At 66.9% G+C, this 19,536-nt stretch carries 18 protein-coding genes; 12 read left to right on the forward strand and 6 right to left on the reverse strand.

Annotation, left to right across the window (positions count from 1 at the left end; translation table 11 throughout):
* Positions 1-146 precede the first annotated feature (146 nt).
* Together E4V01_RS01495 and E4V01_RS01500 are read left to right on the forward strand one after the other, a co-directional pair.
* Entirely contained in the window at positions 147-1,592 is a 1,446-nt protein-coding gene (locus E4V01_RS01495) for a sensor histidine kinase (RefSeq protein ID WP_135297155.1), read from the forward strand.
* A complete protein-coding gene (locus E4V01_RS01500; RefSeq protein WP_135297156.1) occupies positions 1,589-2,245 on the forward strand; it encodes a response regulator transcription factor in 657 nt (218 codons plus the stop codon). The genes E4V01_RS01495 and E4V01_RS01500 overlap by 4 nt, the downstream gene beginning before the upstream one ends.
* Before the next feature lie 25 nt (positions 2,246-2,270).
* On the opposite strand, the gene E4V01_RS01505 is transcribed toward E4V01_RS01500, so the two are convergent.
* Positions 2,271-2,876: a DUF2380 domain-containing protein gene (locus E4V01_RS01505; RefSeq protein ID WP_245517382.1), complete on the reverse strand. Its 606-nt coding sequence runs from the start codon at positions 2,874-2,876 to the stop codon at positions 2,271-2,273.
* Positions 2,864-3,307, reverse strand: a complete 444-nt coding sequence (locus E4V01_RS01510; protein ID WP_135297157.1) for a regulator — start codon at positions 3,305-3,307, stop codon at positions 2,864-2,866. Before E4V01_RS01510 ends, E4V01_RS01505 begins: the two co-directional genes overlap by 13 nt.
* A 159-nt stretch (positions 3,308-3,466) precedes the next feature.
* Here E4V01_RS01510 and E4V01_RS01515 point away from each other — a divergent pair, with 159 nt between their 5' ends.
* Complete coding sequence (locus E4V01_RS01515; protein ID WP_135297158.1) at positions 3,467-4,483, forward strand: AraC family transcriptional regulator; 1,017 nt, start codon at positions 3,467-3,469, stop codon at positions 4,481-4,483.
* Between the two features lie 170 nt (positions 4,484-4,653).
* On the opposite strand, the gene E4V01_RS01520 is transcribed toward E4V01_RS01515, so the two are convergent.
* A protein-coding gene (locus E4V01_RS01520) for an IS3 family transposase (protein ID WP_135297159.1) occupies positions 4,654-5,795 on the reverse strand; the annotation gives its coding sequence in 2 pieces (ribosomal slippage) (positions 4,654-5,528 and positions 5,528-5,795; 1,143 coding nt in all).
* A 117-nt stretch (positions 5,796-5,912) separates the two neighbouring features.
* Between E4V01_RS01520 and E4V01_RS01525 the strand changes: the two genes are divergently transcribed.
* From E4V01_RS01525 to panC, 6 genes are all read left to right on the forward strand, one after another.
* Positions 5,913-6,770 carry a ThiF family adenylyltransferase gene (locus E4V01_RS01525; protein ID WP_135297160.1) on the forward strand — a complete coding sequence of 286 codons (858 nt, stop codon included), beginning with the start codon at positions 5,913-5,915 and terminating at the stop codon, positions 6,768-6,770.
* A complete protein-coding gene (locus E4V01_RS01530; RefSeq protein WP_193763123.1) occupies positions 6,767-7,225 on the forward strand; it encodes a Mov34/MPN/PAD-1 family protein in 459 nt (152 codons plus the stop codon). Before E4V01_RS01525 ends, E4V01_RS01530 begins: the two co-directional genes overlap by 4 nt.
* 109 nt (positions 7,226-7,334) lie before the next feature.
* Positions 7,335-9,149, forward strand: coding sequence for an AAA family ATPase (locus E4V01_RS01535; protein WP_193763124.1), 1,815 nt, complete (start codon positions 7,335-7,337; stop codon positions 9,147-9,149).
* A 464-nt stretch (positions 9,150-9,613) separates the two neighbouring features.
* Complete coding sequence (locus tag E4V01_RS01545) at positions 9,614-10,219, forward strand: XRE family transcriptional regulator (RefSeq protein ID WP_060769760.1); 606 nt, start codon at positions 9,614-9,616, stop codon at positions 10,217-10,219.
* Positions 10,220-10,291: 72 nt separating this feature from the next.
* Positions 10,292-10,648: a hypothetical protein gene (locus E4V01_RS01550; RefSeq protein WP_135297163.1), complete on the forward strand. Its 357-nt coding sequence runs from the start codon at positions 10,292-10,294 to the stop codon at positions 10,646-10,648.
* Positions 10,649-10,724: 76 nt separating this feature from the next.
* The gene (panC, locus tag E4V01_RS01555) at positions 10,725-11,582 is read left to right on the forward strand and encodes a pantoate--beta-alanine ligase (protein ID WP_135297164.1); all 858 of its coding nucleotides are present in this window, start codon (positions 10,725-10,727) and stop codon (positions 11,580-11,582) included.
* Positions 11,583-11,653: 71 nt separating this feature from the next.
* Here panC and E4V01_RS01560 read toward each other — a convergent pair whose 3' ends face one another.
* The 3 genes from E4V01_RS01560 to E4V01_RS01570 form a co-directional block, all read right to left on the reverse strand.
* On the reverse strand, positions 11,654-13,492 hold the full coding sequence (locus E4V01_RS01560; protein WP_135297211.1) for an NADPH-dependent assimilatory sulfite reductase hemoprotein subunit: 1,839 nt from the start codon (positions 13,490-13,492) through the stop codon (positions 11,654-11,656).
* A 209-nt stretch (positions 13,493-13,701) separates the two neighbouring features.
* Complete coding sequence (locus E4V01_RS01565) at positions 13,702-15,477, reverse strand: sulfite reductase flavoprotein subunit alpha (RefSeq protein ID WP_060769757.1); 1,776 nt, start codon at positions 15,475-15,477, stop codon at positions 13,702-13,704.
* A 112-nt stretch (positions 15,478-15,589) separates the two neighbouring features.
* Positions 15,590-16,093 (reverse strand): Lrp/AsnC family transcriptional regulator, encoded by a 504-nt coding sequence (locus E4V01_RS01570; RefSeq protein ID WP_135297165.1) that lies wholly within the window; start codon positions 16,091-16,093, stop codon positions 15,590-15,592.
* Positions 16,094-16,358: 265 nt separating this feature from the next.
* Here E4V01_RS01570 and E4V01_RS01575 point away from each other — a divergent pair, with 265 nt between their 5' ends.
* The 3 genes from E4V01_RS01575 to cysN are packed head-to-tail and all read left to right on the forward strand — an operon-like array spanning position 16,359 to position 19,503.
* Positions 16,359-17,168, forward strand: coding sequence for a phosphoadenylyl-sulfate reductase (locus tag E4V01_RS01575; RefSeq protein ID WP_060769755.1), 810 nt, complete (start codon positions 16,359-16,361; stop codon positions 17,166-17,168).
* Positions 17,168-18,097, forward strand: coding sequence for a sulfate adenylyltransferase subunit CysD (gene cysD, locus E4V01_RS01580; protein WP_060769754.1), 930 nt, complete (start codon positions 17,168-17,170; stop codon positions 18,095-18,097). The genes E4V01_RS01575 and cysD overlap by 1 nt, the downstream gene beginning before the upstream one ends.
* A complete protein-coding gene (gene cysN / locus E4V01_RS01585) occupies positions 18,097-19,503 on the forward strand; it encodes a sulfate adenylyltransferase subunit CysN (protein WP_135297166.1) in 1,407 nt (468 codons plus the stop codon). Before cysD ends, cysN begins: the two co-directional genes overlap by 1 nt.
* Positions 19,504-19,536: the final 33 nt, after the last annotated feature.

The following is a 19,536-nucleotide window of genomic DNA, read 5'->3' on the forward strand; positions in this document are numbered from 1 at the left end:
GGATCGGCGCTCGTGAAGTTATGGAAATCCTAAGAGGCGGCGTAGGGCAGATTCCCCGCGTAGGTCTGGGCATTTTGCCCGAGATGAGCGGCCATGCCTTGCCAGTATCGACAGAACGGCGCCTGCTATCCCTGGGAGGAACGCGGATGAGCCTGTTAGTCGGTTTGGTCCTGCGCGTCATGGCCGTCGTCGCCCTGTGCGTGGCCGGCGCGACAGCCTGGATGGTGCTCGAAGTCCACCGGGGCATCCATGATGAGGCCGTCGGCTCCGCCGACCGGGTGGTGCGGGAGGCGCAGGAACTGGCCTGGCGCGAGCTGACCTGGCGCGGCAGTGCCGGCCGCTACGCCAAGTACGCCTTCCCGGACTGGCGGAGCTCGCACACGCTCCGCTTCATCAGTCCCGGCAACTGCGTAGCGCTGACCTGGGAGGGTGAGGCCACACAGACCCAGTGCAGCGGGCTTGAGACCGCCGGCGGACCGTCCCCGGCCTGGTTCGAGGCCCTGCACCGGCGCCTACTCGGACAGAGCGTGCCTGTTCGACGGTCGATTACCCTGAACAGGAGGGAAGCCGGCACCGTCATCGCAACGCCGGACCCCGGCGCGATGGTACGCCAGGTCTGGCGGCAGGTGCGCGTCCTGGTCGGCACCGCTTTCGCGATGGCGGTCTGCATCGGGCTACTGGCAACGGTGGTGATCGGCCTGACGCTGCGCCCGGCGGCGCTGATCACACGCGTCCTGGCCAGGCTGGAGCATGGTGACCTTGCTGCACGGCTGCCGCGTCTCCGCTCCGGCGGATTTGACCGGATCGCCGGAGCCGTCAACGCGCTCGGGCACGGACTTGAGCGTAGCACCGCGGAGCGCAAGGCCCTGACCCAGCGCCTGTTCCAGGTCCAGGAGGAGGAGCGCCGGGCGCTCGCCCGCGAGCTGCACGACGAGTTCGGGCAGTGCCTGACCGCGACTGGCGCGCTCGCAGCTGCGATCCAGGCTGGAGCAGCGGACCGGCCGGACCTGCACGAGGATGCCCAGGCTATCTCGCGCATCACCCGGCAGATGATGCAGACGCTGCGCGAGGCCTTGGCGCACCTTCGACCACCGGACCTTGACGAGTTCGGTTTGCAGCGGGCCCTGCAACGGCTCGTCGCCACATGGCAGCGACGCGAGACACCCGCCTTCAGGCTCGCGGTCGATGACGACCTCTCTGGCGTGCCGGGGCCGGTCGCGCTTAGCGTCTACCGCGTCGTCCAGGAGTGCCTCACGAACGCGGTGCGCCACGGCCGACCAACGGAGATCAACGTGCAACTCGGCGTTTCCGCCGATGCGGTCGTCGTCGTCGTGCGCGACGATGGCGGCGGCGTCCCGGCAGACACAGACGGGGCGGAGGGGCACGGCCTCCTCGGCATGCGCGAGCGCGTCGAGGCCCTCGGGGGCCGGCTGTGGATCGGCTCAGCCCGAAACGGCCTTCGCATCGAGGCGGTCATCCCCATCGCCAGGCATGTCCTGGACGGTTCCGTCCCGATCTCGGCCTTGCCGGCGCATCGGGCGTCGGTCGACCGGGATGAAACCTCCCTAAGCTTAGGGCGCGTCGCGGCGTGAGCGAGGTCACAATCCTGCTCGTCGACGACCACCCGGTCGTCCGCGAGGGCTACCGCCGCCTCCTCGAACGGCAGGCGGGCTTCCGGGTGGTCGCCGAGGCGGAGACGGCCGCGGAAGCATACCGCCTCTTTCGCGAGACGGCACCAAGCGTCGTCGTCATGGATCTGAGCCTCGGCGGCCCCAGCGGGCTTGAGGCGATTCGCAACATCCGGCAGTGGGACGGGCAGGCCCGCATCCTAGTCTTCACGATGCACCAAGGGTCGGCCTTCGCCCTCAAGGCGTTCGAGGCGGGCGCCGCCGGCTACGTCACGAAAAGCAGCGCGCCCTCTGAGCTCGTCGCCGCGGTGACCGCGGTGGCGCGAGGCCGGCAGGCGGTCAGCGCCGACATCGCCCAGGAGCTCGCGGCCGAGCGGCTCGCAGGCAAGAACTCGCCGCTGGACGACCTTGCCCCTCGTGAGATGGAGATCCTGCGCCTCGTGGCCTCTGGCATGGCGACGGAAGCTATCGCTAAGGCACTCCATCTCAGCCCAAAGACCGTCCAGAACTATCATTACGGCATCAAGGCTAAGCTTGGAGCTAGAAACGACGCGCATCTAGTCTGGTTGGCGATCGGTGCGGGTTTACTAGGCGCAGGTTTCAGAGCTGAGCCATAAGTGTGAGCTACGTCCAAGGAGTAAGTCAGCGGATTTTTGCTGTCCCGTCACGAATTTGGCCGATGAGGAAGGCCTCGGCCCGCCGCCACGCCTCGTCGGTATCGCCGCGGAAGTTGAGATCGCGCGAGAAGACATCGCGGCCAGTGCGGGCATCCACCAGCCGGGCCCAGAGCTGCAGGATCAGCGTACTGCTCTTGTGCACGACGCCGACGAGAACCAACTCGGCTCCCTGCGCCCGTGACGCCCGCAGCAGGCATTGAGCGTCACCGGTGGGGCAGTCCTTCAGCAGGAGTTCGGCGGGCAGCAGCGTCGCTTGGTATCGTCCCGAGCGAGTGAGGTCGGACGCCAGATCCTCGGCAAGGCGCTGCATCCGTTCCGCATGTTGCTTCGACTGGTCCGTCGGCTCGCCCGAGGTGTCGAGGAGCTTGATCGGCAAAACTGCCAACCGGACCGGCTGCGCTTCCGCCACATCGGCCTGGCACAGCCCGAGTGTCATCAGGTGAAGCGCGAGCGCGCCGACCCACATAGATCGGCACGCATTCGAGACCCAAGCCTCCGCGATGGGCCTTATCTGCGCGCGGCTGTCGATTGGGTTCAGGCGCGGGCGATTCACAGGGATCAGGCGGCACATGATGACTGTGCCTCGTAGAGCGCCTTGAACTCCGGGATCCCGAAGGTCGCTACGACCCGGTGGTGCTCGTCGAGGATCTCGTAGACGGGGCCGTCGATATCGCGGTTCGTGAAGTAGACGATCACGTCTTGGTCGCCGCCGCCTTCCGTATGGGGCTCGCCTCCGGCTTTACCCGCGACATAGCTCCCGACCGGTCGAACCTCTTTCAGCTCCCCGTCAGGCCGGTAGATCCGCAACTCGCCCTGGAGAACGAGGGTCCGGTAAGACGCCGCGTGTCGATGCAGCGCGATCCGCTCGTTCGCCGCAAACTTGAACAGCAGGTCAACGATCCGGGCATCCTCATCGACACTCAGGATATGATAGGCGGCGTGATCGAAGCCTTCGACCGTCCGCCAGACGATGTTGCGGTCATCGAATGCGAGCGTTGCCATGACGTGCTCCTGATGGGTCCTGTCCTTGCCGACGCGCAGGACGCCTGAGAACGTCCCACCGCGAGTGTGCCCCGCGAGCAGATCCAGGCTTACGCGGATCGCGGCGGACGCCCTTGCCATTCGGTGCCAACACACCGACCCTGCAGTAGGGGGACGCTTATGCCGGCACACGGCCTGACCCGGGCACGCACCATGGGACCGATCGCCGAGGCCATCACCGCGGCGGGCGGCTCGGTCGCGCGGGTGTTCGGCCGGGCTGAGATACCGCTGACGCTCCTCGACACGCCCGACCGCCTGATCCTGCTGCGTGACCAACTCCGGCTCGTCGATGCGGCGATCCGAGAGATCGGCGACCCGGCCCTCCCAGCCCAGCTCTCGATGCGCACCGGGATCACCGGACTGGGACCTATCGGCCAACAGGTTCAGTCTGCCGACACGCTCGGGGCGGCCATCGCACGAGTCGAAATCGTCACCCCGCTCCTCCTTCAGACCGCGACCTGGACAGGACTGCGCCGACAGGATCGGAGCGCGTTCTACGGCTACGCCGTGGCCGAGCGGATAGACAGCGGGCGTCAGGCGAACGAGATCCTCGCGCTTGGCTACCTGCTCGGCACGGTACGCCATTTCCTCGGCCCCGCATGGCGGCCGGAGCGAGCCGTAGTGACGGGCGCGCATTTGGCGGAACGTCCCGAGATCGAGGCAATGCTCGGCTGCGAGATAGTTCTAGGGGCTCGGGCCGGCCTGGTCTTTCCCGCCAACCATCTCGATGCCGAGAACCCGAAACGCTTGGATCCGACCCAGGCGCATGCGGGTGAGGACGAGCCGATCGGCGAGGACTTTGCGGCCTGCGTTGCACACCTGATCGAACTCGGGGTGGATGGGGGCCGTCCCACCATCGATGGCATTGCCGGCCGTCTCGGCTTCTCACGCAGGACGCTGCAGCGCCGCCTGGAGGAGACCGGTAGGCGGTATGCCGACCTTCAGCGCAGCGTGCTGATCCGACGGGCGAAGGCGCTCCTGTCAGACGAAGCGCAGTCGATTGGTCGGATCGGACTCGAACTCGGCTATGCGGATGCGGCCCATTTCAGCCGGGCCTTCCTGCACTGGACGGGTACGACCCCAAGCGATTGGCGTCGCCGTACTCACATGCAGCTTCGTCCGCTCCCCACCGTTTAATTAGCAAGCACGCAAACCTTACAAGTTTCAGAGGATGATAAATCTTCGGACACTGTTGGCAAAGTCGATGGCTATGCGGCGAGAGCGCTGAAGCGTGAGGTGTGCGCCGAAGCCAGGGGTCTGTGCCCGAACTGACCTGACCGGTATTTTGGACCGGGCCAGTTGCGAGGCTACTGCATGGTGTTGGCCATGGGTAGCCGGAAGGCCAGATCCGAGAAGCTGACAGGCGCGGGCGGCCGGCAGCCCAGCGACGAATGCGGCCGGACACGGTTGTAGGTGTTCTGCCATAGGCCAATTACGACCTGTGCTTCTCTCAGCGAGTAGAAGATCTCCTGGCGTAGGCACTCATCGCGCAGCTTGCCGTTGAAGCTCTCGCAATACCCGTTCTCCCACGGCGAGCCCGGGGCGATGTACTGGATCTGAGGGCCTGTCTTGGCGACCCATTTGCGGAGTGCCTTGGCGATCATCTCAGGACCATTGTCGCACCGGATATGCTCCGGGATGCCGTGCAGGCACATCGCGTCGGCCAGCGCCTCGATCACACCAAGGCTGTTGATGCGCCGCGCCACCTTCAACGCCAGGCACGTCCGGCTATGCTCGTCGATCAGCGTCAGAATGCGCAGGCTTCGCCCGTCGTGCGTCTGGGCCCGCACGAAGTCGAAGCTCCAGACGTGATTGCGGTGGAGCGGTCGTAGCCGCACGCACGAACCGTCGTTCAGCCACAAGCGGCTGCGGGGTCTCTGTCGGCTAGGGACCTTCAGCCCCTCGCGACGCCAGATGCGCTGAACCCGATCCTTGCCGACCTGCCAGCCGTCTGCTTGCAGCAGCGCGGTGACACGGCGGTAGCCGTAGCGCCCGTACTCAGACGCCAGGGCAACGATGGCGCGGGTCAGCTCATCCTCGTCGGCCGGCACGGTCGGCACGTAGCGTTGTGTGCCGCGGTGCTGGCCGACGATCCGGCAGGCGTGACGCTCGGACAGACCATACTTCTCCCGGATCCCGTCCACTGCCTGCCGGCGTCGCTCGGGGGCTACAAGTTTCCCGAGGCGACGTCCGCCAGCACCTGCTTCTCCAGGGATAGGTCAGCCACGAGCCGGCGCAACCGAGCGTTCTCGCGCTCAAGATCCTTCATCTTCCTGGCTTGATCGACCTGCAGGCCGCCGTACTCCTTGCGCCAGCGGTAATAGCTCTGCTCGGAGATCTCCGCCTCCTTGCACGCCAGCGCCAAGCTCTTGCCCTGGGCTGTCTGCACCTCGATCTGGCGCAGCTTCAGCACCACCTGCTCCGCGCTCGTCTTCTGACCTCGCCGCATGTCCGACTCCTTCAGTTCCGGCTGATCCTCTCAATCAGCCCGGTCCAAAGCCAGCCGGTCAGGTCATTCGTACCACAATACCTCCAAAAACCTGAGTTCCTGAAGACCAGGCGCAAGATGCTGCCGGAGGTAATGGAACGGAACCCGTCCAGCACGCAGTTGGAACGCTTTGTCGGTGTTCGTAGCGACGCAGGCTATCTTTTCAGCCGGAATCTCGGAAGCATGATCAACCTCACCGACAAGCGGATCCTGCTGATCGGATGCGGCACAATCGGAGGCTTCCTCGCGCAGCAACTCGCGCAGTGCGGTGCCGGCGCGGGACAAGGTTATCTATCCCTTGTCGATTCCGACGTTCTAAGTACGGGCAATCTCGGCAGGCACCTCCTAGGAGTGCCTTATCTCGGACGGAATAAGGCGGAGGCCTGCGCGGAGTTTCTACTCGAGCAGCTCCCTCCCCTGGCCATAGAGAGCTATGCTGGCAATGTGCTCACGCAGAAGCTGTCCTGGGACCGCTATGATCTTGTAATCGACGCAACGGGCGAGGAGGCTCTGTCGCTTGCCCTGAATGAGCACGCGGTCCAAAGCCGCCCTTCCTCCCCGCCCCATCTTTTCGTCTGGTTGTTGGGCAATGGTGCGATCGCTCAGTGCCTCATGACTGGCGAGCCTGAGCGCGCTTGCCTGAAGTGCCTCAAGCCCGAACTCGCAGGTCCTCCTCGCTACAGGGCTCTACGGCCAGGTAGCAGCCTTGAAACCATCTCCAACCTGGGCTGCGGCGACGCCGAGTACATCCCATTCCCAGTGTCGCGTTCGGTGGCGGCGGCAGCGCTGGCCTGCGAACTCACCATCGACTGGGTCAACGGCAATGCCGGCAACCGGTTTCGCTCACTTACGCTCGATAGTCGCCGGGCATTTCAGGTGCAGAACGGCAGTCCAACATATCTAAACGCATGCCCTGCCTGCGGAGTTAGATCGTGATCCTGGGGACGGCGGAAGGCTTCGTCCAGATTGATCCCAAAGTGGAAGCTGCGATCGGCATATTCCTGACGGAACAGGAAATCCTGCTTGAGGCGGGCGGGATTCTGATTGGCAATTATCGTGGGCCGCACGTAGTGGTCGGCACGTGCACGACGCCCCTACCCGGCGACTGCCGACGGAACAATCTGTTCGACCGGCGGGACGCTGGACATCAGGCGGCAGCGCTAGGCGCCTGGGAGCGGAGCGAAGGGACAGACACCTTTGTTGGCGAATGGCACACGCATCCGGTGGATCACCCTAATCCGTCGGAACTGGATCTACGAACATGGCATGATCTTCTGAGACGAACCTCTGCGTCGCTCGTCTTCCTGATTGTCGGGCGGCGGTCACTTTGGTGCGGCATCGGGCACGATGGATGCGTTCGCCGTCTGACGACTTGTTGGTCGTGCACCTGACGGACCCTATCTTATGCCGTCTGTTCAACGCCAAAATGCCTTGGTCCGCCACCTAGCTGAAGATCCTACCTTCCCTGGTATAGGCTATGCGACCGCGAGCCGCCTTCAGGTGGCGCTGGGCGACGATCTCTCGCGTGTCCTGGGTGAGGGCGACGTGCCGCGCCTCGCTCAGGTGATCGGCATAGAGCGGGCTGAAGTTCTCGTTGAGGCATGGCGTGATCGCCAAGCCGAGAACGACATCGTCGTCTGGCTGGCCGAGAATGACTTTGAAGGCAGGCTTGCCCGCAGGGTCGTCGCGCTCTGGGGCGCAGACGCCGCCATTCGTCTGCGCGAAGATCCCTGGCCGATGATGGCTGTCGCGAACTTCGCCGCGGTTGACGCGGCGGCTCGAAGACTCGGCCTTCCGCTGGATGCGGAGACCCGATCGGTCGCCGCCGTCGAGGCCGTGCTGTACCGCCGCCTGGACGAGCACCACACCCGGACGCGACGGCAGGAAGTCGAGAGGCGGGTCGCGAGCCTCCTCTCGTGCCCCAGCCGACAGGCCGCCGAAGCCGTCTCGAACGCTATCGCGTCGGGAGCAGCGGTCGTCAGCGGGGCCGGTCTCCAGCCCGCCGGTGCGGCCATGATGGAGGCGTTCGTGGCCGACGCCGTCGCCACCATGATGGAAGGGCAGGGGAGCGAGGATCTGATAGCTCGAGACGTGAGGCCTGCAGATGTGGACGTGTGGCTCGACCGGGCAGCGGCTGCCTCGGATGTCGAACTCGGAGAGGACCAGCGTGCAGCCGTCCATCTTGCGCTGACCAGCCGGTTCGGACTTGTCGTCGGCGGAGCGGGAGTCGGCAAGACGACAGCCCTGAAGGCGGTCGTAGCCACGTCGGAGCACTTCGGACGCGCGGTCCACCTGATGGCGCTCGCCGGGCGCGCCGCAGTCAGGATGAGCGAAGCGACCGGCAGGAAGGCATCGACGATCGCGGCGTTTCTGAAGGCCGTGGAAGTGCATCAGCTCGTCGTCGGGCCCGAGGCCTTGGTCGTGGTCGACGAGTGCTCGATGCTCGATCTTCCGACCCTCTATCGGATCCTGCGGGCGATGCCGTCGAGCGGGCGCCTCCTGCTGGTGGGAGATCCAGCGCAGCTTCCGCCGATCGGCTTCGGCCTTACGCTCCACTCGCTCGTGCAGGTCGCGGCTGTACCGAAGGTCGAGCTGCGGACGATCAGGCGCCAGGCCGCGGCTTCCGGTATCCCTGTGGCGGCCGCCGCGGTCCGCGAAGGCAGGCTTCCCAACCTTGGCCCCTTCGAACCGCACGCCGGCGGCGTCTCCTTGATCGAATGCCGTCCGGACGAGGTGGCCGAGCGCGTGGTCGACGCCGTCGCCGAGCTCGGAGGTGTCGAGGCTGTGCGGATCCTCTCGCCCCTGAAGGCAGGCCCCAGCGGCACCGTCGCCATGAACGCCTACTTCCACCGGATCATGTCGTCGGGACGCCGGGCAGCCGGGCTCGGCCGGTTCGTCGCCGGCGAGCCGGTGGTCTTCCTACGAAACGACTACCGCCGGGACCTTCGCAATGGCAGCCTGGGCAAGGTGATGGCTGTCGAGGCGGAGGGATCCGTCCTCGCGGACTTCGACGGGTCAGAGCAGCACCTGTCGGGCCGCGACCTCGAGGATCTCGACCACGCCTACGCCATCACCGTTCACAAGGCCCAGGGCTCCGGTTTCGGCACGGTTGTAGTTCCGATCGTCGCATCGAAGCTGCTCGATCGATCGTTGATCTACACGGCCATCACACGAGCGATCGATCGCGTGGTTCTCGTCGGCAGCACCGATGTGCTGAGTTCAGCTGTGGAAAAGTTGCCTTTTTCCATGCGCCGCGAGGTAGGGCTGACCGACGCCTTAAGCCTGTGTCTGATCCGAGAACAGTGCCGCTTGTAGACGGTCGCAGCTACCTTCCGCCGAATTCCGAGAGCAGCGACAACGAGTAACACACACAGTCGCTGTGCACAGTGGGGTTTCAGTTTCTAGGATTTCAAGCGAGGACCGTTTTTGGGGAGGGTCGGCGCGGACAGTGCCGGCCCTTTCTTCGTATCGGACAGTGAAGCGTCCGCTGGTGGCAGGGTGTTTTCACGAACCTTGAATGCGGGCACGTATCGCCGTGACAGCCTGCACGAACCCGAAACACTCTCACTTCGCACTACCCCCCGGAAATTTCGGTGTCGGGGGCAAATGCGGGGGCGGAACAGAGACTTCTTCGCCGCCGCGTACCGATGATCGGCATCGTTAAATGGGCATTGCCGCTGGGCAAATGCGCTCCGCAACGACCGTTCCCGGTGGCGGTGTCGAAATCCTGCACCATAATATTTTCGTGCCGCAACGGCGAAAGGAGCAGCCAGGGATCCATGCTGAACACAGCGTCGAACGCGCCCGTCGTGGAGGAGCGCCCCCTGGAAAAGGCGCTCGGCCATCAGGTTCGCCTGCTTCGGAGGGAGCGCGACCTGTCGGTGGCCGATCTCGGCAGTGCGGCCGGCATCTCGCCCGGCATGATCTCCAAGATCGAGAACGGTGCGATCTCGCCCTCGCTCGCCTCGATCAACGCGATCGCCTCGGCCCTCAACGTGCCGATCACCGGCCTTTTCGCCGCCTTCGAGGAAACCCGTGACTGCAGCCACGTGAAGCGCGGCCACGGCGTGCCGATCGAGCGGCGCGGCACCAAAGTCGGGCATCTCTACGAGCTTCTGGGCGCCGGCATCCGCGGCGACGTGGTGGTGGAGCCCTACCTCATCACCCTCCAGGACGAGGCCGAGGCCTATACGAGCTTTCGCCATGTCGGGACGGAGTTCATCTACATGCTGACCGGCGAGGTGATGTATCACCATTCGGGCCAGGACTATCATCTGGAGCCCGGCGACGCGCTGATGTTCGATTCGAACGGCCTGCACGGCCCGGCCAAGCTCATCAAGACGCCGATGACCTATCTCTCGGTCATCGTCTATCCGCGGGCGTGAGCGCGCCACGCGGTAACGATCCGTTCACCATAGGCTGCGAGGCATCGTGCAGCGGAGCGGGAGAGTGATGTGATGACGGCCGGTCGGCAGCGGGTGCTCGGTGCTCTCCTCGCCCTTTCCGGTCTCCACGGCAGCTCCGTATCAGCGGCCGACCTGCCGATGTTCGAGCCCGGCCCGCCCATGGCCTCCGCGGCGCCGCGCTTCTTCCCCCGTGGGGATGGGGATGCCGAGGGCGACAGGCCGGCCCGCCCCCTCCCCCGTCGTCTGGTCGGCTGCGCCCCGCGCATCGCGCCGGTGCCGACCAACGCGCCGTACGACCCGAGCTACGTCGGCTCGGAATACGGCCTGGGCAAGCCGAGCTATTACGGCTTCCGTCCCGGCCCCGGCTACGACGACCCGTTCGACCGGCCCCTGCGCTATTGCCCGTGATGCGGGGCCGCCCCGCTGGCATCCGGCGGCCCAGGCGCTTACCTGTGCGGCGCGTTTCCCTGCTCCGAGCTGCCCGATGTCCGACACGACCCTTCGCTTCGACACCCTTGAGGCCCTCCGTGCACGGGTCGACGCGTGGCGGAGGAGCGGCGACCGGATCGTGCTGGTGCCGACCATGGGCGCGCTGCATGCGGGCCACCTCGCCCTGGTGGCGCATGCCAAGGCGGTCGGCCGGCGGGCCATCGTCAGCATCTTCGTGAACCCGACCCAGTTCGGCCCGAACGAGGATTTCTCCCGCTACCCGCGGGACACGCAAGCCGACCTCGCGCTTTTGTCCGAAGCCGGTGCCGACGCCGCTTGGCTCCCCTCCGTCGAGACCATGTACCCGACGGGTTTTTCGACGCGCATCGAGCCCGGCCCGGCGGCGGAGGGTCTGTGCGGCAGCGTCCGGCCCGGCCACTTCTCCGGCGTCGCCACCGTCGTGACCAAGCTCATTCATCAGGTGCGGCCCGACATCGCCCTGTTCGGCGAGAAGGATTTTCAGCAGTTGCAGGTGATCCGCTCGGTCGTCCGCGACCTCGACATCGCGGTCACGATCGAGGGCGTTCCGACCTTGCGCGAGACGGACGGCCTCGCCCTCTCCTCGCGCAACCGCTACCTCGACCCGCATGAGCGGGCGGTCGCGCCGCGCCTGCACGCGGTGCTCGCCGAGATCGCCGATCACCTCGCGCGCGGCGCCGAGGCGGGCCCGCTGGTGAGCGAGGGCATCGCGGCGCTGGAGGCGGCGGGTTTCGGCCCGGTGCAGTATCTGGAAGTGCGCGATGCGCAGACGCTGGCCCCCGTGGCCAGGGCCGAGCGGGAGGCGCGGGTGCTGGTGGCGGCCTATCTCGGCAGGACGCGGCTCATCGACAACGTGGCGGTGGTGCCGGCCTGAAGCGGCCCCTACGGAATGACGGCCGTAGACTGCCGGGGCGTTCGCCCCGGCCATCAGCGTGAGACGTGCCGTCAGGCCGCCCGCAGGGGACCCGTCCGCTCGTGGAAGTCCGGTCCGTTGCTCGTCTTGGCAACGTACCCGGCGCGGATCACGAAATCCCCGAAGTGCTCGCCCGGCTGCCGGTCCTTGGCATAGGCGGCGAAGAGCGGATCCAGGGTGCCCTTGATCTCGGAGGCGGTGACGTCCTCGCGGTAGAGCTTGCTCAGCCGGGAGCCGTCGAAGGCGGCGCCGAGATAGAGGTGGTAGCGCTCGGGGCCGCGGCCGACGAGGCCGATTTCCGAGATGAAGGGCCGGGCGCAGCCATTGGGGCAGCCGGTCGAGCGGATGGTGATGGGCTCGTCCTGCAGCCCGTGGCGGGCGAGGCTCTCTTCCAGCTCGGTGAGGAGGTCGGGCAGGTAGCGCTCGCTCTCGGCCAGCGCGAGGCCGCAGGTCGGCAGGGCGACGCAGGCCATGGAGTTGCGGCGCAGCGCCGAAGCCCCCCGGGTCAGGCCGTACTCGTCGACCAGCGCATCGATCTCGGCCTTCTTGCCCGCCGGCACGTTGGCGATGATGACGTTCTGGTTGCCGGTCAGCCGGAAATCGCCCTCGTGCACCTCGGCGATGCGACGCAGGCCCGAGAGGAATTGCGGCCCACCCTCGATGTCCTTGATCCGGCCGGACGGCACGTAGAGCGTGAGGTGGTGGCGCCCGTCATCGCCCTCGACCCAGCCGTAGCGGTCGCCGTTGCCGTCGAAGGTGAAAGGCTTCGGCTCAGCCAGCGGCTTGCCGATCCGCTTCTCGACCTCGGCCCGGAACGCGTCGAGGCCGAAGCGCTCGATCGTGTACTTGAGGCGGGCGTTCTTACGGTTCTTGCGGTTGCCCCAGTCGCGCTGGACCGTCATCACCGCCTCGGCCGCCTTCAAGGCATCCTCGGGCTTCACGAAGCCGAGCACGTCGGCGGTGCGCGGAAACGTGTCGGTCTCGCCGTGGGTCATGCCCATGCCGCCGCCGACGGTGACGTTCCAGCCCGTGACCCGGTTCTTCTTGTCGAGGATGGCGATGAAGCCGAGGTCGTGGGCGAAGATGTCGACCTCGTTGGAGGGCGGCACCGCGACCACGGTCTTGAACTTCCGCGGCAGGTAGGTCTTGCCGTAGATCGGCTCGACCTCGGCCGCATCCTCGCCGCCGACCACGCGCTCGCCGTCGAGCCAGATCTCGCGCCACGCGCCGGTCTTCGGCAGCAGGGTGTCGGAAATGTCCTTGGCGAGCTGGAGCGCGATCTTGTGGGCGCCGGCCTGGGCCGGGTTGGTCGCGGCCATGACGTTGCGGTTCACGTCGCCGCAGGCGGCGATGGTGTCGAGCAGCGCCGAGTCGATCGCCGCCATCGTGCGCTTGAGGTTCGACTTGATGACGCCGTGATACTGGAACGTCTGCCGGGTCGTCGCCCGCAGGGCGCTGCCGGCATAGGTCGTGGCGATGTTATCGAGGATCAGCCACTGCTTGGGCGTCACGACGCCGCCCGCGATGCGCAGGCGGATCATGAAGCTGTAGGCCTTCTCGAGCTTCTTCCTGGTGCGTTCCGCCCGGATGTCCCGGTCGTCCTGCATGTACATGCCGTGGAACTTGACGAGCTGGCCGTCATCCTCGGAAATCGCGCCGGTGGCGTGCTTGAGGAGCCCGTCGGCGAGCCCGCCGCGCAGGTAGCCGCTGGCGATCTTCAGGTGCTCGTTGTGGGCGAGCCCGGCAGCCCGCGCGGCCTCCGCCTCCGTGATCGGAAGCTCGGTCGGCGGCGTCTCGTAGCGGCGCGCGCCGATGCCGGGCGTGTCCACGGCGGGGCCGTCAGGGGTGTCGATCGGCTTGTGGTCGTCCATGGCGGTGATCTCTGCAATGATCGCGTTCGGCCGCTCATCCCCGCCCGTCACCTCATCCTGAGGTGCCGGACGAAGCGGAGACCTCGAAGGAGGGCCCCGGATCTCGCGGCGATCCCTGGAGCCCTCCCGCGAAGCGCGCTGGCGCGAGCCTCTCAGGATGAGGTCCAGATCGGGAAGGAACGCCGTCCTTCCTCAGTCAACGTCGTGCCTCAGTAAACGTCCTGCTGGTAGCGCCGGGCGCGTTCCAGCGAGGCGACATGCGCCTCGGCGTCGGCGCTGCCGAGGCCCTTCACGCTCTCGAAGGCGCGCACCACGGCGGCGCGCACGTCCTTGGCCATGTTCTTGGCATCGCCGCAGACGTAGAAATGGGCGCCGCCATCGAGCCATTCCACCACCTCGGCGGCCTGTGCGTCGATCCGGTCCTGCACGTAGATCTTCTCCGGCTGGTCGCGGGAGAAGGCCACGTCGATCTTGGCCAGCGAGCCGTCCTCCAGCGCGTCCTGCCATTCGAGCTGGTACAGGAAGTCGTGGGTGAAGTGACGGTCGCCGAAGAACAGCCAGGAGCGGCCGGGGGCCTCCGTGGCGCGGCGCTCCTGCACGAAGGCACGGAACGGGGCGACGCCGGTGCCGGGGCCAACCATGATGATGTCGGTCGCCGGGTCGGAGGGCAGGCGGAAATGCTTGTTGGGCTTCACCCGCACCCGGAGCTTCGCACCGTTCTTGATCCGGTCGGCGACATGCACCGAGGCGACGCCGGAGCGGGCGCGGCCATGGGTCTCGTAGCGCACGGCGGCGATGGTGAGATGCACCTCGTCGCCGACTTCCCTACGCGAGGAGGCGATGGAATAGGCCCGCGGCGGCAGCGGCCGGGTCACGGTGTTGAGATGTTCGGCGGTCAGTTCGGCGGGGAAGCGCTCGATCAGGTCGATCAGGTGCCGCCCCTCGATCCAGGCCTTCACCTCGCCGCTCTCGACGAACTTTTGGGCGTCGGCGTGCCCGGTCGCCTTGGCGAAGCGCTCGACCGTGGTGGGCGAGAGCGTGGTGATGTCGCGCTCGGCGAGCAGCGCCTTGCGCAGAGCCTCGTCACCCGAGAGCCCGGCCGCGCGCAGGATCTCGTCCACGAGCTGCGGGTCGTTCTCCGGGAAGATCTCCAGCGAATCGCCGGGCTCGTAGGCCGGCGCCCCGTCCTCGAATTCGAGGGCGAGGTGGATCGTCTCCTTGTCGGAGCGCGAGGAGTTGAGGTTCACGTGGTCGATCACCTCGACCACCACAGGCTCGCGGCTGACTTCGCCGTCCTCGTCCTCGGCTCCGGCGCGGAAATCGACGGCCACCACGTTGTCGGCCGGCACTTCCGCCGGCGCCAGCGCCTTCAGCGTCCCCTTGATCCACTCGGCGGCCGGCTTCTCGAAATCGAGGTCGAGATCCGCGCGGTCGTAGGCACGCTTGGCGCCGAGCGCCTCGAAGCGCGCGTCGAGCGCCTTCCCGATCGCACAGAACTCCGCGTAGCTGGTGTCACCCAGCGCCAGCACGCCGAACGCGAGGCCGTCGAGGCGCGGCGCGGCATCGGACATCAGCTCGCCATAGGCCCGCACCGCGCGGGCGGGCGGCTCGCCCTCGCCCCAGGTCGCGGCGATGGCGATGACCTTGCCGGCCTTCGGCAGGGTGGCCAGATCGAGATCGGCGAAATCCACGACCTTCGGCTTGAAGCCCTGCTTGCGCGCGAGCTTGCTCACGTCGCTCGCGAGCTTTTCGGAATTGCCCGATTCGGACGCGAACAGGATCGTCAGCGGCTCGGCCGCCTTCGGGGGTGCGGCGGGGGCCGGAGCCGCCGCAGCCGGCTGGCCGGCAGCCGCGTCGAGACCGGCGAGGAAGCCCGTCAGCCACGCGCGCTGAATCGGCGTCGCCGCGCCGAGCGCCGCGTCGAGATGGGCCCGCTCCTGATCTCCGAAGGGAGCCGTACGGGGGAGGAGTGCTTGCCTGGACATTGTGGGTGCCATGTCGTCCGCCGGAGCGCCGCTGTCAACGTCGAAACGTCCGTTTTAAAGAACGCCCCGCAGAGAGAAGAGATTGTTCGCTGTTGCGCTGCAAAAAGGAATTTTATTCTCCGACCACTGTCAGCCGCGGCTCGGCCCGTCCCCGCGGGGGCGGCGCCGGCAACGGCAGGGCGGTCGTCGACTTCACCTTTTCCATGGCGAAGCGCGAGGTCACGTTCTTGAGAGGCAGGGTCGCGATCAGGTTCTTATAGAACGTGTCGTAGGCGGCCATGTCGGCCACGACGACGCGCAGCATGTAATCGACGTCACCGGCCATGCGGTAGAATTCGAGCACCTCCGGCATCGCCGCGATCCGATCGGCGAATTGCTCCAGCCAGTCCTTGGAATGGTCGGCTGTTTCGATGGAAACGAAGACGGTGAGGCCGAGTCCGAGCTTCACCGGATCGAGCACGGCGACGCGCCGGTCGATCACGCCGTCGGCCTCGAGACGCTGGATCCGCTTCCAGCACGGGGTCTGCGACAGCCCGACCTGCTCGCCGATGGCGGCGATGGAGAGCGTGGCGTCCTTCTGCAGAAGCGCGAGGATCTTCAGGTCGATCGAGTCCAAGGTCGGCCTCTCCGGAATTGGTGGCGAGGATGGTCTCAAGAGGGCGCCGCCCGAAACGCCGGGCGACGAGCCCGATCGGGCGCCTCGTTGAGAAGATTCTTTTCTAATTGGGCAACGATCCGCCGCGGCGGCCGTTGCAGGCTCGTTCGCAACGCAGCGGAGGATTGCGTGCGCGAAAGCACCGCAAGGGTCCGGGCGCCTTGACAGCGTTCGTTATAGCGAACATTTCAGAGCTCCGACAAGCAGGCAATCCGATTTTACGCACATGACCGCTGCTCTCGTCCGAGCGGCCGGGGACCTCGCCGAAGCCATGGCGGGGCTGGACCTCCGGGGGCGCATCCGCCTCGTCGAGGACCGCATCCCGGGCCGGCTCGTCTTCACCACAAGCCTCGGCATCGAGGATCAGGCGCTCACGCACGCGCTCGCCCTGAACAAGGGCCGCACCGAGATCGTCACGCTCGATACCGGCCGCCTCTACCCCGAGACCTACGACGTCTGGACCGAGACGGAGGCTGCCTACGGCATCCGCATCCGCGCCTATGCGCCGGAGCGGGTGGCCGAGGAGGAGTTCGTCGCGCGCGAGGGCATCAACGGCTTTCGCCACTCGATCGCCGCGCGGCAGGCCTGCTGCGGCTTCCGCAAGGTCGAGCCGTTGGGCCGGGCGCTCACCGGCGCGGCGGCGTGGTTCACGGGACTTCGCGCCGGGCAATCCGCCAACCGCGCGGACACGCCGCTGGCGGAGGCAGACGAGGGCCGCGGGCTGATCAAGGTCAACCCGCTGGCCGACTGGTCGCGCGCCGACGTCGATCGCTTCGTGCGCGACAACTTCATTCCCTACAACACGCTGCACGATCGCGGCTTCCCCTCGATCGGCTGCGCGCCCTGCACCCGCGCCGTCAAGGTCGGCGAGGATGAGCGGGCCGGCCGCTGGTGGTGGGAGCAGGAATCCAAGAAAGAGTGCGGCCTGCACCTGCACAGGCCGGACGGTGACGTGGCGCCCGGACAGGAGGCCGCGGCCTTCGAGGAACCGGCGAGCGCCGCGACCTCACGCGAACACAGAAGGGAACTGGTCTGATGAGCGCTGCCGTCGCCGCGCCCGCGCGCACCCGCCTGACGCATCTCCAGCGTCTGGAGGCCGAGAGCATCCACATCTTCCGGGAGGCGGTCGCCGAGGCCGAGAACCCGGTGATGCTCTACTCGATCGGCAAGGATTCGTCGGTGCTGCTGCACCTGGCGCTGAAGGCCTTCGCGCCGGGGCGCCTGCCGTTCCCCCTGATGCACATCGACACGACCTGGAAGTTCCGCGAGATGATCGCCTTCCGCGATCGGCGCGCCAAGGAACTCGGCCTCGAACTCATCGTGCACACGAATCAGGACGGGCTCGCCAAGGGCATCGGCCCGGTCAGCCACGGCTCGGAAGTGCACACCGACGTGATGAAGACGCAGGCCCTGCGGCAGGCGCTCGACAAGTACAAATACGACGTGGCCTTCGGCGGCGCCCGCCGGGACGAGGAGGCCAGCCGCGCCAAGGAGCGCATCGTGAGCCTGCGCAACGGCCAGCATCGCTGGGACCCGAAGCGCCAGCGCGCCGAGCCGTGGCACCTCTACAATTTCAAGAAGCGGCGCGGCGAGAGTTTTCGCGTGTTCCCGCTGTCCAACTGGACCGAACTGGATATCTGGCTCTACATCGAGCAGGAAAACATTCCGATCGTCCCGCTCTACTTCGCTGCCGAGCGGCCGGTCGTCGAGCGCGACGGCCAGCTCATCATGGTCGACGACGAACGCTTTCCGCTGGAACCGGGCGAGACCCCGGAGCTGCGACAAGTCCGGTTCCGTACGCTCGGCTGCTACCCGCTGACCGGCGCGGTCGAGAGTCCGGCTGCGACCCTGCCGGAGATCATCGGCGAGACGCTGGCCGCCCGCACCTCGGAGCGCCAGGGCCGGGTCATCGACAAGGACGGCGCCGGCGCCATGGAGCGCAAGAAGCAGGAGGGCTACTTCTGATGACCATCCATCAGTCTCCGGAAGCGTTCGGCTACGACGCCTTCCTGCGCCAGCACCAGAACAAGGAAGTCTTGCGCTTCATCACCTGCGGCTCGGTCGATGACGGCAAGTCCACCTTGATCGGGCGGCTGCTGCACGACACCAAGCAGATCTTCGACGATCAGGTGACGGCGCTCCAACGCGATTCGCGCAAGCATGGCACGCAAGGGGGCGAGGTCGATCTCGCGCTGCTGGTCGACGGTCTCCAGGCCGAGCGCGAGCAGGGCATCACCATCGATGTGGCCTACCGCTTCTTCTCGACGGACCGGCGCTCGTTCATCGTCGCCGACACCCCCGGCCACGAGCAGTACACCCGCAACATGGCGACCGGCGCCTCGACCGCCGACGTCGCCGTGATCCTGGTCGATGCCCGCCACGGGCTGACCCGCCAGACTCGGCGCCACGCGCTGCTCGTCTCGCTGCTTGGCATCCGCCGCGTCGCGCTCGCCATCAACAAGATGGATCTCGTCGGCTGGTCGCAAGACAAGTTCGAGGCGATCGTCTCCGGCTTCCAGGCCTTTGCCGCGCCGCTGAACTTCATCGAGGTGCGGGCGATCCCGCTCTCGGCCAAGAACGGCGACAACGTCGTGCTGCCGGGTGCCGCCGCGACTTGGTACACGGACGTTCCGCTGCTGCGCTACCTTGAGGACGTCCCGGTGAAGTCGGAGGAGCGCGCCGCCGCCTTCCGCATGCCGGTGCAGTGGGTGAACCGCCCGAACTCGGACTTCCGCGGCTTCTCGGGACTGATCGCCTCGGGCTCCGTCGCACCGGGCGATGCCGTCACCGTCGCGCCCTCCGGCAAGACTTCGACGATCGCCCGCATCTTCACCGCCGACGGTGATCTGGAGCGGGCGAGCGAGGGTCAGTCGGTCACGCTGGTGCTGGCCGACGAAATCGATGCCTCGCGCGGCGCGGTGATCGCGACCTCGGACGCGCCCCTGACGCTGACCGACAGCCTCGACGTGCGCCTGTTCTGGGCCGCCGAATCCGATCTTGCCCCCGGCGCCAACCTCTGGGCGAAGGTCGGCACGCAGACCGTCAACGCGGTGGTGAAGGCGGTGCACCGCCGGATCGATCCGGAGACCGGACAGGCCGGCCCCGCCGACAAGCTCGCGGTCAACGATATCGGCGACGTGACGCTGACCCTCGACCGGCAGATCGCCGTCGATCCCTATGCCGAGAACCGCGACACCGGCAGCCTGATCCTGATCGACCGCGAGACCACCGACACGGCCGCGCTCGGCCTCGTCCAGACCGTCGTGGCCTCGACCAGGGCATCCGCCCCGGCCCCGTCTGAGACGACGACGCAGGGGCCCGCCCGCAACGGCGGCCTGCTCGCCGGAATCAAGCGGCTGTTCGGCAGGTAAAATCCGAACCGGAAAACCCCCTCCCCGCTGCGG

The sequence above is a fragment of the Methylorubrum sp. Q1 genome (assembly GCF_004683995.1).
Taxonomy (GTDB): domain Bacteria; phylum Pseudomonadota; class Alphaproteobacteria; order Rhizobiales; family Beijerinckiaceae; genus Methylobacterium.

What these genes read in the sequence shown, in the direction of transcription:
- E4V01_RS01495 (WP_135297155.1), top strand. Translation starts at nt 147, where the DNA reads ATGAGCCTGTTAGTCGGTTTGGTCCTGCGCGTCATGGCCGTCGTCGCC.
- E4V01_RS01505 (WP_245517382.1), bottom strand. Translation starts at nt 2,876, where the DNA reads ATGTGCCGCCTGATCCCTGTGAATCGCCCGCGCCTGAACCCAATCGAC.
- E4V01_RS01510 (WP_135297157.1), bottom strand. Translation starts at nt 3,307, where the DNA reads ATGGCAACGCTCGCATTCGATGACCGCAACATCGTCTGGCGGACGGTC.
- E4V01_RS01515 (WP_135297158.1), top strand. Translation starts at nt 3,467, where the DNA reads ATGCCGGCACACGGCCTGACCCGGGCACGCACCATGGGACCGATCGCC.
- E4V01_RS01525 (WP_135297160.1), top strand. Translation starts at nt 5,913, where the DNA reads ATGCTGCCGGAGGTAATGGAACGGAACCCGTCCAGCACGCAGTTGGAA.
- E4V01_RS01545 (WP_060769760.1), top strand. Translation starts at nt 9,614, where the DNA reads ATGCTGAACACAGCGTCGAACGCGCCCGTCGTGGAGGAGCGCCCCCTG.
- E4V01_RS01550 (WP_135297163.1), top strand. Translation starts at nt 10,292, where the DNA reads ATGACGGCCGGTCGGCAGCGGGTGCTCGGTGCTCTCCTCGCCCTTTCC.
- panC (WP_135297164.1), top strand. Translation starts at nt 10,725, where the DNA reads ATGTCCGACACGACCCTTCGCTTCGACACCCTTGAGGCCCTCCGTGCA.
- E4V01_RS01560 (WP_135297211.1), bottom strand. Translation starts at nt 13,492, where the DNA reads ATGGACGACCACAAGCCGATCGACACCCCTGACGGCCCCGCCGTGGAC.
- E4V01_RS01565 (WP_060769757.1), bottom strand. Translation starts at nt 15,477, where the DNA reads ATGTCCAGGCAAGCACTCCTCCCCCGTACGGCTCCCTTCGGAGATCAG.
- E4V01_RS01575 (WP_060769755.1), top strand. Translation starts at nt 16,359, where the DNA reads ATGACCGCTGCTCTCGTCCGAGCGGCCGGGGACCTCGCCGAAGCCATG.
- cysD (WP_060769754.1), top strand. Translation starts at nt 17,168, where the DNA reads ATGAGCGCTGCCGTCGCCGCGCCCGCGCGCACCCGCCTGACGCATCTC.
- cysN (WP_135297166.1), top strand. Translation starts at nt 18,097, where the DNA reads ATGACCATCCATCAGTCTCCGGAAGCGTTCGGCTACGACGCCTTCCTG.